Genomic DNA, 14,837 nt, shown 5'->3' with positions numbered 1-14,837 from the left:
CAAGGGTCAGACGCCAAACACCACCCCATCACCGATCTTCGCCAAGCCCGGTGATGGGGTATCAATAACAGATCAGAGATATAGAAGGGTCAGGAGCTATTGGCGACCGGCGCCATTTTGCCGGTTTTTATCAAACACGGCATAGGCCCGCAGGAAAGGCGACCCCTATCAGCGGTCTAAAAAACCGAACACGGCGGAATCCCGCGAACCCAAATATATAAACAGAGATGCGCGGCCGCGTGGTTTGCCGGTCAAGGCATCCAGCATTGCCTGCGAAATCCAACCGGCGGAGGCCACGCATTTTCCCTGGCTGCATATTGTCAATCAATGGGTTCTGACCCTGACCGGCTGAAATGCGCATATTCGGGGTGCAGTTTTGTCGCGGGGTCTCGATCACCGGGATGGAGAACGCTAAATGCCTGCCGTGTGGTTTGTGACGTGCAGATAAGCACGCTGCGAGCAGGGCACGAATAGCGTGGTCGCGCGGACCAATCCCGCGCCATGAAAAGAGCAGTCACGGAGCACGTGAGGACAGGCAATGACGGACATCTACGCGCCAACCCGGCAGGACGGGTTGAGCCTCGAAGAACTGGCGCTGTATCACATCATGATGGAATACCGCGCGGAGGCAGGCCTGCCCCCGATTCCGCTGTCCGCGTCCCTGACCCTCACCGCAGGTCGCCACGTTGTCGACACGATCGACAATATCTGGCGTGCAAATCTGGTGCAGCCGGAAGGGGCCAATCTGCACAGCTGGTCGGACGCTCCGTATTTCAGCGACCACCGCGACCCAACGGTCATGTGGGAGGCGCCGCAGCGGCTCGGCACCGGATACACCGACAACGCCTTCGAGATCACCGGCGCAGGTTACGCGACCATCGACGCGGCCATGCAGGGCTGGATCGGGTCGCCACCGCATCTCGCCCTGATCGAAAACAGCGGCATATGGGCCGATGACACGTGGAATGCCATCGGGATCGGCGTTGAAATCAATCAGGAGATGGGCGCGACGTTTCAGAGCAATGTCTACCATGTCTGGTTTGGGCGCGCTTTTGACCAGGCGGGGCCGCCCACCGTCGACGGCAGCACAGGGTCCGAGGATATCCGCGGAACGGTCTTTGCGGACCGCATCTTTGGCAATGGCGGGCCGTCTGACACGATCGAAGGCAGACCGGGCAACGACACCCTCGTGACCGGCAGTGGCGCGGATGTGATCAATGGCGGGCTTGGATCGGACTTCATCAACAGCCAGTTCGGCGACGACTCCCTTGTCGGGGGCGTGGGGTTCGACACGGTGATTGCAGGGCCGGGCAACGATACCACTTACGGGCTCGACGGGTTTGACAGCATCCTTGCCGGTGGTGGCGATGATCTTGTCTTCGGGGGCAACGGCAACGATACGATCATCGGTGGCACCGGCGCGGATACCGTGTCCGGCGGGATTGGATCGGACTCGATCATTGGACAAAGCGATGACGACAGCCTGCAAGGATTCGGCGGGTTCGATACGCTCGAAGGCGGCGACGGAAACGATACGCTGGCGGGCAATGCCGCCAATGACAGCCTTTACGGGAATGCCGGCGACGACCTGTTGATCGGCGGCTTCGGCTATGACCTGCTGGTGGCGGGCGCTGGCAATGACACCGTGCTGGCTGGCAATGGCGCGGACACATTGCTCGGTGGGCCGGGAGCGGACGTGCTGACCGGCAACGCCGGTGTGGACCTGCTTCAGGGCGGCGCGGACGACGATATTCTGACTGGCGGTCTGGGGCGCGATATCTTTGTCTTTGGGCCGGGGTCCGGCGTGGACCGGATCACCGATTTTGAGGGCGGCTGGGACATTCTTCAGATTGACGCGGACCTTGGTGGCGCAACACCGCTCACAGCGGCAACCCTCGATGCGGCCCTGGCCCCCGGGGGGGACGGTGCCTTGGCTCTGGTCTTTGGCGCGGACCGGTTGATCATCGAGACCGATGTCGGGTGGGATACGCTCCGCGCGGATATCGTCCTCGTCTGATCGTTTTGGAAAGAAGGCAACGGCTCAAGTCATCGTGCGGGCGCAGGCAGCACGGCGCAAAGCCGGTCGGTTGAAGCGGCAACGCGCCAAACGGTGCCGATACCACCGCCAGAACGCTGCCGCGCGGTGCGTTTGACAGGCCACGCGCCTGTCAAAAAAGCGCGGCGGATCAAGCCAAGACATCGGGGCGCTCTGTTGTCCGGTGGCGTGCGCATTGCGCCTTGGCACATGGGTGACCGTATATCCTGTTTTCGGTTTCCCTTCGGTATCAAGATTTTGATTTGGCACTATTAAAATTTGAAAATCTTGGTTAACATTCACCTGACAGTTGAACGGCGTCGTCTTTTTCCATTTGTGCCGGAACTGAGAATATCAGGAAGGGATTGATTTCATGGCGCTTTCAGCAGGCGATCTGGCAATTGTGGGCTACAGCGCGGAGGGCGAGGACGATTTCGCGGTGGTGGTGCTCACCGATATTGCGTCCAACGAAATCGTCTATTTTACCGATGACGAATGGTTGGGGAGCAATTTCGCGGGGGGCGAGGAAGTTCTGCAATGGAACACGGGCGCGATTGCTGCGGGCACGGTTGTCACGTTTTCCAATATTGCTCCGATTTCGGGGAGCAATACCACGCTCGGCACGGTCAGCCACGGAACAATCGACAGTGGCTCCGGCGGGGCTGTGAGCCTCGCAACATCCGGCGATTCCATCCTCGCCTATCAGGGTGTGTCGAGGGTCGCGTCCGGCGGGTTCATCGCGGGGCTCTATTACGATGAAACAGGCACGTCGCAATCGGGCGGCGTTTTGCCATCTGACCTGACGGTCGGGCAAACAGCAATCGTTCTGGGCGGCGGCACGTTCTCTCCGGATGGGGGTGCCTATGGCGGCGCCCGCAGTGGACTGCCGACCTTTGCCGATTACGCGGCGTCCGTGAACACCGTTGGGAACTGGACCGCCTCGGATGACGGGGCGAGTTTTCTGCCCTTCGTGACGACCGCCTTCTCCGCTGGCGGGCCGGACACTAGCGCGCCCATCATCACCGCGGTCGGGCCACTCGACAACGCGACCAACGTTGCCGTTGGAACAAACCTCACCATTACCTTCGACGAAGATGTGAATCCGGGCACCGGATCGGTCGACATTTACCGCAAATCCGATGGTGCGCTCGTCAGCAGCCTGGATGTCGGCCTTGGTGGTGTCTCGATCTCCGGCGCGACCGTGACAGTCAATCCTCCTGCCGATCTCAGCAACGCCGAGCGGTATTTCGTTCAAATCGACGCCGGGGCGTTTGTCGACGATGCCGGTAACGACTTTGCCGGGCTCCTGGACGATACGTCCTTTTCCTTCACCACGGCGCTTCCCGCCATCAGCGCCGCCCCCGCGGGCATCAGCGCCGGGGCCATTGCGTTCACCGGGTTCAACAGCAGCGGCCAGACCGATGATATCGCCTTCGTGGTGCTGCAGGATCTGGACGGATCGACCAATCCCTTCCAGATCTTCTTTACAAACTCCGATTGGAACGGCACCGCGTTCACCAACACCACGCGTCTCCTGACCTGGACCGTTGACGAGCTTGTGCCGGCCGGAACGGTGGTGAATTTCACCGATTTCGGCTCCGGAAACAGCGGCGCCGCAGAGCAGGACACGATCAATTCGACCGTCGGATTGATCACCCGGGCCTCCGGCATGGGGCTGAACACAACGGGGGACGAGTTCTTTGCCTATGTCGGTGCGGCCAATGCGCCGCGCGCCGGCGACGGGTTCCTTGCGGGTTTCAACACCGAGGGTGGAAACTTCGTCAACCTTGCCAATACCGGGCTTGTCGTGGGCGTAACTGCCGCCAATTTCGGCGCTCTTGCCGATGGGATCAACGGTGCGACCTATAACGGTGACAGATCGACGGCGAGCAGCTTTTCCGACTATCTCACGGCGATCAACGGCGCGCCGCTCACAACCAACTGGATCAATGTCGGGGAGGGTGACGGGGAGACCTTGTCTCCCTTCAATGCAACAGCGTTCAGTGCCACCGGAGTGGATACAACGCCGCCCAATCTGGTCTCGTCCACTCCGGCTGATGACGGCGCGAATGTGGCGGTAGGCGCCAATATCCTTCTGCAATTCAACGAAGATATCCAGAAGGGCTCGACCGGGTCCATCGTCATCTATGACAAGATCGGCGATACGGTGTTCGAAAGCATCCCGATCGGGGATGCGCGCATCACCGTCGCCACCGATACGATCACGATCAACCCGACGGCCAATCTCGACGTGGCGTCGAGCTATTACGTTCAGGTCGATGCGGGCGCGATCGAGGACACCTCAGGCAACGCCTTTGGCGGCATAGCGGATGAAGTGACCGTCAATTTCTCGACCGTTTTGCCAACCGTGAGCACACCGGCGTTGAGCGCGGGTGACATCGCTTTTGTCGGGCTCAATGCCGGATCCACCGAAACCCTGTCTTTTGTGGCGCTGACGGATCTCAATGGCGCGTCGACCCCCTTCAACCTCTATTTCACCGACCAGCCGTGGGAAGGGGCTGCCTTCAACACAACATCCGATGGCACGGTCAGCCTGACCATCGCAGAGGACATTGCGGCAGGAACGGTCGTGACCTTGTCCGACCTCACCGACCCCAACAGCGCCGATTTCGAGTCGTCACACGGGCTGATCACGCTCAACAACAATTACAACCACGCCACGTCCGGCGACATCACCTATGCCTATGTCGGAACGTTGAACGCGCCAGCGACCTTTCTCACGGCGATCTCCAATGATGAGGACGGCTTTACCCAAGGCTCCGCCGTTCTGACCAACACCGGGCTGACCGAAGATGTGAACGCCGTGTCATTTGACGGGTTCACCGGTGCAAACGCCTCGCCGCCCGGCGTGGAATACACCGGTGTGCGCTCCGGGGTCGGGGCGTTTTCGGATTTTCGCGCGCTGATCAACGCGGATCCCAACCTGTCCGGCAACTGGTCTCTCGCCACCTCAAACGGCGATACGCTTTTGCCCTTCGATGCAACCGCCTTTGCGCTGAACCAGACCCCCATCGTGGATCTCAACGGGGCTGTTGCGGGGCTCGACACCACCGTGGCCTTCAACGAAGCCACCGATCAGGGCATCGCCGCCACAGACGGGGTCCTGGTCGCGGCCGACGCTGCGTTCAGTGATCCTGATGGCGATACCGTGATCAGCGTGACCGTCGCTTTGACCAACGATCAGGACGGTGCTTCTGAACGGCTTATCGTCGGCGCCAACACCGCAACGGGCGTGGACGTTGCCGGGTCCGAAACCGACACCGTGACACTCACGATCAACGGCGGGACCGAAGCTGACCTGCTGGAAACATTGCAAGCGGTGCGCTGGCAGAATGCGTCTGACGATCCTACAACCACGGATCGCGCGGTGACCGTGACGGCCAGTGACGCAACCGCCAGCGGTGTGGCCTCGACCACCACCGTGACCGTGACCGCCGCTGACGACCTCGCCGTGGCGGTGGATGACAGCTTCGCGGTCAACGAAAACGCCGTCCTCCCGACACCGACAAGCAACCTGTTCAATGCAAACCCGACAACCGCGGATACCGATCCGGAAGGCGACGCCTTCGTGGTCACGGCGCTCTTCGGAGATGCGGGCAACGTGGGCACCCCCCTCGTTCTGGCCTCCGGCGCTTTGCTTCGGGTCAATTCCGACGGCGCGGTGAGCTATGATACCAACGGTCGGTTCGATGCGCTGCCTGCGGCCGCGTCGGGCGCATCCAACAGCGTTTTTACTGAAAGCTTCACCTACACGATCACCGGTGGGGACATGGCGACGGTGCAGATCAGCGTGAACGGCGTGGATAGCGACGACACGCTTGTCTCCGTCGCGACGGCAGAAACGCTTGATGGCGGGATTGGCTTCAACACGCTGGACACGGTCACCGTGGCCCGCGGCGACGCCACGCTCACGCGTGTGAGCACCAGCGCCTTTACCCTGAATGATGGGGCGGTGACAGACACCCTGAGCAATATCCAGAAGATCCTCTTTACCGATGCGGAAGCCTGGTGGGAGAGCGCGCCCGAGGCGTTTTCATCCTTGAGCGCCGCGCCTTACGGCGGGCCTCAGGATGCGGGCATGGCCACCGCATCCGGGGACGGGACAACCCTGACGGTTGACAACAACGGCTGGAAAAAGATCGAGGTCAACAAGACGATCACCGCAGATACCGTTCTGCGCTTCGATTTTGCGAGCACGGGCGAAGGGGAGATCCATGGCATCGGGCTTGACACTGATGATGATTTGACAGCGAGCCAGTTCTTCCAGCTGGACGGCACGCAGAGCTATGGTCTGCAATTCTACAATGGCAACTACACCACAGGATCGGGACCGCAGTCCTACGAGATCCGTGTGGGAGACTATTTCACCGGGACCTTTGACCACCTGACGCTTGCGACGGACAACGATGCCGGCACGGGCGCAGACAGCCAGTTCTCCAACATCCGCTTTGTGGAGGTGCCGATGGCCCCGCTTGCGGTCGAGGTCAGCGGAGTGTCCAGCGGGGTATCCAGCTATGGCCCGCTCAACGGGCAGGACCGGGGCATTGCCACGATCTCACCCGATGGCACGGAAATCGCGCTGTCCAACAACGCGTGGAAGGAGGTCGAGGTCAATCAGCTCATCACTGCCGATACCGTGTTGCGCTTCGATTTCGAGAGCTCCGGAGAGGGCGAGGTCCATGGGATCGGATTCAACACCGGGTCCGGTATTGTGGAGCAACGCTTCTTCCAGATCGACGGGACACAGGAATTTGGTCTGCAATATTACGATGATCTCTACACGACCGGGTCGGGCGCGCGCAGCTACGAGATCCGGGTCGGAGATTTGTTCACCGGGACGTTCCAGAACCTCATTCTGACATCTGACAATGACGCCGGGTTTGGTGCCGACAGTGTCTTCTCCAATATCAGCTTTGCCGAGGTGCCATTGCCGGCGCCCGCGGTCGAGGTGACGGGCGTTCCAAGCGCAGTGTCGAGCTTCGGCACCCCGAACGGCAAGGATCAGGGGCTGGCCACGATTTCGGTCGATCAGACCGAGATCACACTGGCCAACAACGCGTGGAAGAAGATCGCCATTGACGAGACGATAACCGCCGGCACGATCCTGCGCTTCGAGTTCAAGAGCGACGTGGAAGGCGAAATCCACGGCATCGGCTTCGACAATGACGAGCTTTTGTCCGAGGAGTTCTTCTTTCAACTCCATGGAACGCAGGATTTCGGGCTGTCGCCGGGAACCCCGGCTTATGTGACGGGGGAGGGTTACCGCACCTATGAAATCCCCGTCGGGCAATTCTTCACCGACAGCTTCGATTTCCTTGTGATCACGTCTGACAATGACGCGGGTATCGGCGCGGACAGCGGGTTCCGGAATATCGAGTTCGACCTCTTGGTCTGACAACGGCGACCGAAAGCGGCTGGTGCAGGACAGGTGGGCGGGGGAAAACATGCCCCGCCCTCTTTGCGTCGATCGGAGGACCGCAATGCCGCGATCGTGCTGCATGACACGGGTGGCTCACGTGGCGCACGCGGCTCCCGCGCGGCGCAGCCAGACCTGCGCGCCTGCGTGGTCCGGATAGTCCCGAACCGCTTGACGCAGAACCGGCAGGGCGGATGTGCTGTGGCCGAGCTTGGCGAGGCTGATCCCCCGCTGCAATCCAAGGGCCGGGCTTTCGCCCCAGCGGTGCGCCGCCGCATCGAGGATCGCGAGCGCGTCGGACGCGCGCCCGTTGATGTGCAGCATCGCAGCATACTGGATTTCCAGATCGCGGATCGGCGGGGACAGGTCCCGCGCGACCCCCAGCTGGTTCAGCGCCGCGCCAAGAGCGTTGAGCCGCGCGTGGGCGAGCGCCCGGGCTGCATGCCATGACAGTGGCGTGACGCCTTCTGGCGCGGTCTCCGGCGCGGCTGCAAGCCACCAGTGCAGCAGCTCGGTCCGGTCGCGGCCCAGCGATTGTGCGAGGTCGTCGGCCACAACGGCTGTCCAGGGGTGTTCCGGATGGGCGCGGGCGGCGGTTTCGAGCAGTGCCAGCGCACCCTCGGGGTTGCCGTCCGCTATCCGATGCGCCGCCGCACGCCGTTCGGCAGCCCCCGCGCTCGGGGTTACAACACAGTCCGCAGGCCTGTCCCCAAGCAGCGCGCGGGCCGTCAGATCGCTTTGCCGCGTGAGCAATTCCGCATGGGTCGCGGCCAGCATGTGGACGGCGACCGATCCGGTGACAAAATCTTCCCATCCGCGCGCGGGCATGCACAGCGAAAGCAGATCATCCCGGTCCGCGCGCAGAAGGGTCAGGTGCCCGCGCCAGACAGAAAAATGGTGGGCGCGGCGCATGGTTTCCATCGCGCGCGCATCGTCCGAAAAACCGGGATTGATTGGCTTGAGCTTGCGGAAGACCGGCGCAGAATCGATCAGCGTGACGCTTGGCGCGGGCACCAAGCCGCGGCTTTGCAGCGCGCAGGCGGTTTCGAAAGCCAGCGCCGCACCAAGCGAATATCCTGTGACATGCAGGGCTGTGCCGGCAAACGCCTGTTCCAGACTGTCGGCGCCATGCTCCGCGATCTGGCGGAAGCTGCCGCGCGTCTCCCGTATCGCGTCGCGTTCCAGCGTGTAGACGCCAAAACGCGCGGGCATATGGCCAAGGATGTTTCTGAGGTTGTGGCCCTGCGGGTTCAGGCCGGGCATGAAGACAACCTTGTCGCCCGCCTCGCCCGGTTGGTGTTCGCTCAGGGCGCTTGGCAACTCGGGACGCGCCGCATCGGTGAGCAAACGGTCCAGCCCCGCGGCGGTCGGCATGCGGAACGCGTCGGCAACCGACACGTGGCGGCCCGTGCTCTTGCGCAAATCCGTGATCATCCGGATCAGCAGGAGCGAGGTGCCACCGGCGTCGAAAAAGTTTTGCTCCGGCGCGCGGGGCGGAGCGCCCAGAACGCGCCGCCAGGCCTGCTCAAGCGGGGTATCGGTTTCGAGCGACTGACCGGCCTTTGTCGTCGGACCGGGGGTCGCGGCGATCCGCTCTTTGGCTCTATGCGTCAGGGCAACACGGTCAGTCTTGCCCGATCCCGTAACCGGCAGCGCGTCGCAAGAAACGATGGACCGGGGCACCCAGGCCGCCGGCAGGCTGCGTCGCAGCGCATCGCGCAGCGCATCGCAATCGCCATCCGGTGTCAGCACCACCCAGGCCACGAGTTCGGGCGCTGTCTCATCCGCCACCAAAACGACACAGCTCGCGAAGGCATGTCCGCTTGCCATGATCCGGGCTTCGATGTCGCCAAGCTCGACCCGCTGACCGCCGATCTTGATCTGTGTGTCGGCGCGGCCGTGATACGCGATGACGCCATCGGGCAGGACGCGCGCCAGATCGCCGGTCCTGTACCACCGCCCCGGCGGCAAGCCGGGAGGATCGAGCACGAAGCGCCGCGCGCTCAGCCCGGGTTGCCCGAGGTATCCCCGCGCCACGGCCGGCCCGCCGACCCAAAGCTCGCCCAGTGCACCGGGCCAGCAGGGCCGCCCGTCCTCATGGCAAACGGCGACCCGGTAGCCGGGCAAGGGTGCGCCGATGGGCACGCTGCCCAAAGCATCCGTCCCGGCCTCCGCCCGCGCGGCGGTCACCCTTTGCCATGTGGCAAAGACCGTTGTTTCCGTCGGGCCGTAGCCATTCCAAAGCGCGCTGACCCTGCTCGTGAGCGCTTCGGCCAAGGCAGGGTCCAGCGCTTCCCCGCCCGTCCATGCGGTGAGCCGGGGGCAGGGGCCAAGCTCCGCCTCCAGCAGCAAGCGCCACTGCGTCGGCGTGGCAAAGAAATAGTCCGCGTCGCTTTCCCGCAGGCGGGCGGCAATACGCCATGGATCCTTGCGCGATCCGTCTTCCAGCATGTCGAGCACACCGCCACTGACCAAGGGCAACAGGCATTCGAAAAAGAGGCTGTCAAAGGTCACGGCACTGGCAGAAACCATGCGCGCACCGGGCTGCGGGTCCACTTTCTGGCAGGCGGCGGCCACCAACGTGGCAATGGCGCGGTGCGGGATCATCACGCCCTTGGGCTGTCCCGTCGAGCCCGACGTATACATCACGTAGGCCAGCGAGTCCGGCTGAGCAGCGACGCGCGGCGTTTCCCCGGCGTGCTCCGGCCGCCGGAGCGCGGTGCGATCCAGCCTCCGAGCCGTTTCCGGCGCAGCAATCAGGTGATCCGGTGCGGCATCCTTCAGCATGGCGCGCAAACGCTCCGGCGGATCGTCCGCCGCCAGCGGCAACACCGCCATTCCGCTGCGCCAGATGCCGATCAGGGCTGCGACAAACTCAAAACCACGCGGCAGGGCCAGGGCAACGATCCCGCTCTTCCGCTCTTGAACACGCGTGGTCTTGTCGAGCGCTTCAGCCCAGGCCGCGCTTGCGCGATCGAGCTCCGCGTAGCGCCAAGTCTTGTCACCAACCGTGATGGCGGTCCTCGACGCGTGGGCCACAAAGGCCCGTTCCAAACGCGCCGGAACGCTTTCGGTGGTGACAAGCGGCGCGCCCCGGAGCACCCGTGTTTCCCCGCGATCCGGTCGCGCGTCGATCGGGGCATCTGTCTTCGACACCAGCCAGAGCAGCGCATCGCGGAAAGCCTCGGCGATGCGGTCTGCGGTTTGCGCGGAGAACGCAGCCGCATTCCAGAGCAGCGTGCCGCGAAGGCCACGACCGGCCGGGTCGACATTAAAAACGAGGTCAAAGGTGCTGACATGCGCCGACACTGGACGTGGCGAAACCGCGCATTCCCGAAGGGGCAAGCCGTGGCTTTCGAAACGACGGTCGTTCAGCGCAACCTGCAAATGGGGGCCAATTGCGGTGCCGCGCGTGGTGTCTGGCCCGTCGCGCCCGCCTTCAAGGGCCTCTTGTTCGCGCCGCAGGAAGGCGTCGGCATCGATGCCGGTTGGCATGTGCGACCGGATCGCACGGGTGATCACAAACGCACCAAGCAGCTTCGACAAGCCGGGATGGTCGCGCCCCAGCGTCACCTGTCCGATGGCGGCATTCCGTTCTCCGGTCATGTCGAACAGGGTCAAACGGGCAGCGGCCATCAGGATCGCGGCCCGTGTGATCCCGAGGGCCTTGGCTCTCTGCGCAAGCCGGGCCGTATCGGCCGCCGGGATATCGAACAGGGTCTGCCCACAGGTTCGGTCGGCATTTGCGTCAGGCGGGCGGTCATAGGGGAGGGCGAGCGGTCGGGTCGCGAGGTCTTGCGCCTGCGTGGCGAGGTCCTTTGGGTGCAGACAGGGGGCGGTCCCTGTCTCGGCCAGGGCGCGGGCGTAAGCGCCGAAGCCCTGCGTGCGCCGCAAGGGCGCGCTCGACGGACAGGCATAGAGCCGGGTGAGGGCGGTGCAAAACAGCTTGATCGACCAGCCGTCCATGACGGCGTGGTGGAACACGACACAAACCGTCCACCCCGCCGCGCCGGTTCGAAACACCCGCGCGCGGAACAGTGGCCCCTTCTCCGTCTCGAACGGCGCGCGACACGCATGCTCGATCTGCGCGGACACGGTCTCTGGGCCAGACCGGAGGTCGATCTCCATCAGGTCGGGCGGGGGCGCGGCGCCAAGTGTCATGATCAACCGCCCGCCTTCCTCGTGCAGCGTGCTGTTGAGGCTGTCATGCTGCGCCGCCAAGGTCTTGCAGGCGCTCAGGAACGCGCCGGGATCGAATGCGCCGGTGATGTCCCAGGCCCGAAACGTATTGGTGGTCGCCCCATCCGCGCGCAGCCTGTCCGCAACCCAGAGCGCCGTTTGCGCCGGCGTGGCCGGCACGCGGTCCGGCGCATTGGCAAACCCTTCCGAGGGCCGCTCTTGGTGGTCATCCTTGTTCATTTGCGCGTCTTTTGCCCTGTCCCGGCGCATCTGCCAACCCTTGGGTCCAGGGGACTGGTCATGCCGAGGGGCTTCGGCGATTTGCTGCCGCCGGGGGGCTTTGCCGAATTGGCGCAACCCTCAACCGACCGCGTGCAAGCGCACACCAGTAGACGAACCATGGCACTCGCCGGGTGCCTGACGGTCAGGTGCTTTGACGTTCGGCCCAGCCGGCAAAGATCTTTTCGAGGAAAACCACCGCGTAGTAGAGCGCGATGCCAAGCACCGCGAGGGCGATCAACACCGCGAACATCAGCGGATAGTTCGAATTCGTCTGGCCCGACAGGAACAGGGCGCCAAGCCCGCGCCCGTGCGGCGAGACAATCTCGACAAGGTTCGTGCCGATAAAGGCCAGCGTTACAGAGACCTTGAGCGCACCGAAAAACTCCGGCAGCGTCTTCGGCAAAGCGATCTTGCGGAAGATCGTGATCTTGCTTGCGCCAAGCGAGCGCAGGATATCGCGATATTCCGGTTCGAGGGTCGACAGACCGATCCCCACGGAAACCGCAATCGGGAAGAAGGAGATCAGAAACGCCATCATCACCGTGTTGAAATTGTGCTGGCCGATGAACAAAAGCGCGAGCACCGGCACAAGCGTTGCCTTGGGAATGGCGTTGAAGCCCACGAGCAACGGATAGAGCGCATCGCGGGCAATTCGCGAAAACCCCATGACCATGCCCAGCATCACGCCGAAGACCACGGCAAGCGCCAGCCCGGCGACCGTGCGCCAGAGCGTTTGCCACGACCCGATCAGGAACAGCTCCCAGAACTGGCTGTAGGCGGCGGGGAGATCAGACGGAGAGGCCATCACGTAATTGGGCCAGCCATTGATCCGGACGATGGCTTCCCAAAAGGCGAGAAAGGCGATGATCGCGCCAACGGGCACGGCGATTTTCTGAAGATTGCCCATCATGACGTCTCCTCGACGGGGCGGCCCTGCGCAATCTTGATCTGATCCCTGAGATCGTGAAGCATCTCTGCGGCCTGCGGGGTATAGAGCACGTCGATGGTGCGGTCCTCGGGCAGGGTGACATCGAGGATGTATTGGGTGCGGGCGGGCCTGCCGGACAGGACCACGACCTGATCGCCGAGAAAGACGCTTTCGCGCAGGTCATGCGTGATCAGGACGGCGGTGAAAGGCTCTTTGGCGCGCAGGTCGCGCATCGTCTGCCAGAGATCCTCACGGGTGAAATTGTCGAGGGCACCAAACGGCTCATCCATGATGAGCACGTCCGGCTTGTGCACGATAGCCCGACACAGTGAGGCGCGCTGGCGCATCCCGCCGGACAGTTCGGACGGGCGTTTGCTTTCGAAACCGGACAGGCCGACCATATCGAGCAACGCTTCGGCGCGGTCCACGCGCTGGGCGCGCGGCATGGACGGCGCGACAATTTCCAGCGGGAGAATGACGTTCTCAAGGATCGTGCGCCACTCCAGAAGGACGGGGTTCTGAAACGCCATGCCGACAGTCTTGCGCGGGCTTGTCACCCGTTCACCATGCAGCCAGACCTCTCCGGCATCCGGTTTCATCAGCCCGGCCACCAGCCGCGTGAGCGTGGACTTGCCGCAACCGGACGGTCCGACCACGGCGCAGAATTCGCCTTCCGGCACGCTCACGTCGAGTCCGTCAAGCACGGGCAGCGGCCCTGCTTTGGTCTGGTAGGCGTGCGTTACGCCCTTGATTTCAATGAGATTTGTCATGCCTGCATCGCATCGGGAAGGCGCCGGGCGCGCGAGAGGCGCCCCCGGCGGTCTTCGGTATCATTTCAGCATCAGAACATCCGCTACCGGAAGGTAGCTGCTGTCGAAGAACAGGCTCGGATCCGGCTCGTTCTGGAAGTCATAGACAGTCTTGGTCTGTTCGATGGCACCGGCAAAGCGCTCCATATCGATGCCGCCCATGCCGTTTTCCATCACGTAATCGGTCATGACATTGGCATCGATGGCAAGCTGGAGGCGGCGCTTTTCGAGCTCTGCATCGGCGGCGGGGTTGCGCTTGAGCAGCGACTCGATGGCGGCATCCGGATCTTCGATCGCGGCTTTCCAGCCTTGCGCGATCGCTGTCAGGAAACCGGTGACGGCTTCGCTGTTGGCTTCGGCAAAATCGGTGTTCACGATGATCGCGTTGCCATAGAGGTCAAGCCCGTAATCGGCCATCAGAAGAACGGAGATATCCTCCTCGGGCACACCGAGGCGGATCAGGTTCAGCGTCGAGGAGAACGAAAACCCCGTGACCGCATCCACCTCACCGCCGGCCAGCATCGGCTCGCGGGTTGGAAAGCCCACGGGCTCAACCGTGATCGCGTCCACGTCGAGATTGTTCTCGGCGGCGAAGATGGGGAATTGTGCCCAAGCGCCGTCAGGCGGCGGGGCGCCAAGTGTGCGGCCTTCAAGATCGGCGGGTGTTGTCACGCCCTGGCTCACGCGGCCCACAACCGCAAAGGGCGGCTTGTCGTATACCATCATGATTGGCATGACCGGTGCGTCAGGGTTCTGGTCGAGGAACCGCATCACCGAATTGATATCCGCAAAGCCGATCGGAAAGGCACCCGTGGCAACTTTCGGGATCGCGTCGAGCGATCCGGCGCCTTCGGTGATCGTGACCGTGAGGCCCTGTGCCTCAAACAGGCCGGAATCAACCGCATAGGTGTAAGGCGCTGCGGGTCCTTCAAATTTCCAGTCCAGCGCGAAGGGCATGTCGGTTTCGGCAAAAGCCGCCGACGCACCAAAAACGATCGCCGATGCGATCAGTGTCTTTTGGATCATGATCCAGTCTCCCTGTTGACGCCTTCTTGTCTCCCGCGGCCTGAACAATTGCCAGCAGCAGTGTGGGCGCACCGTAACGGAGCATATTCCGGCCCCGGGGGCGAACATTTTTTTGGCGTGTGTGCCAGTTTTTTGGGCGGA

General features: G+C 63.0%; 6 protein-coding genes. 2 read left to right on the top strand and 4 right to left on the bottom strand.

The window, feature by feature from the left end; all coding sequences use genetic code 11:
- Positions 1 to 538: 538 nt before the first annotated feature.
- Together J1C49_RS18530 and J1C49_RS18525 are read left to right on the top strand one after the other, a co-directional pair.
- Complete coding sequence (locus tag J1C49_RS18530) at positions 539 to 2,017, top strand: hypothetical protein (protein ID WP_227447331.1); 1,479 nt, start codon at positions 539 to 541, stop codon at positions 2,015 to 2,017.
- Between the two features lie 391 nt (positions 2,018 to 2,408).
- Positions 2,409 to 7,451 (top strand): Ig-like domain-containing protein, encoded by a 5,043-nt coding sequence (locus J1C49_RS18525; RefSeq protein ID WP_227447330.1) that lies wholly within the window; start codon positions 2,409 to 2,411, stop codon positions 7,449 to 7,451.
- 117 nt (positions 7,452 to 7,568) lie between these two features.
- Here J1C49_RS18525 and J1C49_RS18520 read toward each other — a convergent pair whose 3' ends face one another.
- The 4 genes from J1C49_RS18520 to J1C49_RS18505 form a co-directional block, all read right to left on the bottom strand.
- Positions 7,569 to 11,891: a non-ribosomal peptide synthetase gene (locus tag J1C49_RS18520; protein WP_227447329.1), complete on the bottom strand. Its 4,323-nt coding sequence runs from the start codon at positions 11,889 to 11,891 to the stop codon at positions 7,569 to 7,571.
- Between the two features lie 184 nt (positions 11,892 to 12,075).
- Positions 12,076 to 12,840, bottom strand: a complete 765-nt coding sequence (locus tag J1C49_RS18515) for an ABC transporter permease (RefSeq protein ID WP_227447332.1) — start codon at positions 12,838 to 12,840, stop codon at positions 12,076 to 12,078.
- The gene (locus J1C49_RS18510; RefSeq protein ID WP_227447328.1) at positions 12,840 to 13,631 is read right to left on the bottom strand and encodes an ABC transporter ATP-binding protein; all 792 of its coding nucleotides are present in this window, start codon (positions 13,629 to 13,631) and stop codon (positions 12,840 to 12,842) included. Before J1C49_RS18510 ends, J1C49_RS18515 begins: the two co-directional genes overlap by 1 nt.
- A 60-nt stretch (positions 13,632 to 13,691) precedes the next feature.
- A complete protein-coding gene (locus J1C49_RS18505; protein ID WP_227447327.1) occupies positions 13,692 to 14,696 on the bottom strand; it encodes an ABC transporter substrate-binding protein in 1,005 nt (334 codons plus the stop codon).
- Between the last annotated feature and the right edge of the window lie 141 nt (positions 14,697 to 14,837).

This window comes from Cognatishimia sp. F0-27 (assembly GCF_020667845.1).
Classification (GTDB): domain Bacteria; phylum Pseudomonadota; class Alphaproteobacteria; order Rhodobacterales; family Rhodobacteraceae; genus JAFMPQ01.
Note: the sequence above shows the minus strand (reverse complement) of the source record. Positions and strands in the feature narration are given on the sequence as shown.

Bases quoted from the DNA above. Each gene is read 5' to 3' on its own strand.
- J1C49_RS18530 (WP_227447331.1), top strand. From the start codon at position 539: ATGACGGACATCTACGCGCCAACCCGGCAGGACGGGTTGAGCCTCGAA.
- J1C49_RS18525 (WP_227447330.1), top strand. From the start codon at position 2,409: ATGGCGCTTTCAGCAGGCGATCTGGCAATTGTGGGCTACAGCGCGGAG.
- J1C49_RS18520 (WP_227447329.1), bottom strand. From the start codon at position 11,891: ATGAACAAGGATGACCACCAAGAGCGGCCCTCGGAAGGGTTTGCCAAT.
- J1C49_RS18515 (WP_227447332.1), bottom strand. From the start codon at position 12,840: ATGGGCAATCTTCAGAAAATCGCCGTGCCCGTTGGCGCGATCATCGCC.
- J1C49_RS18510 (WP_227447328.1), bottom strand. From the start codon at position 13,631: ATGACAAATCTCATTGAAATCAAGGGCGTAACGCACGCCTACCAGACC.
- J1C49_RS18505 (WP_227447327.1), bottom strand. From the start codon at position 14,696: ATGATCCAAAAGACACTGATCGCATCGGCGATCGTTTTTGGTGCGTCG.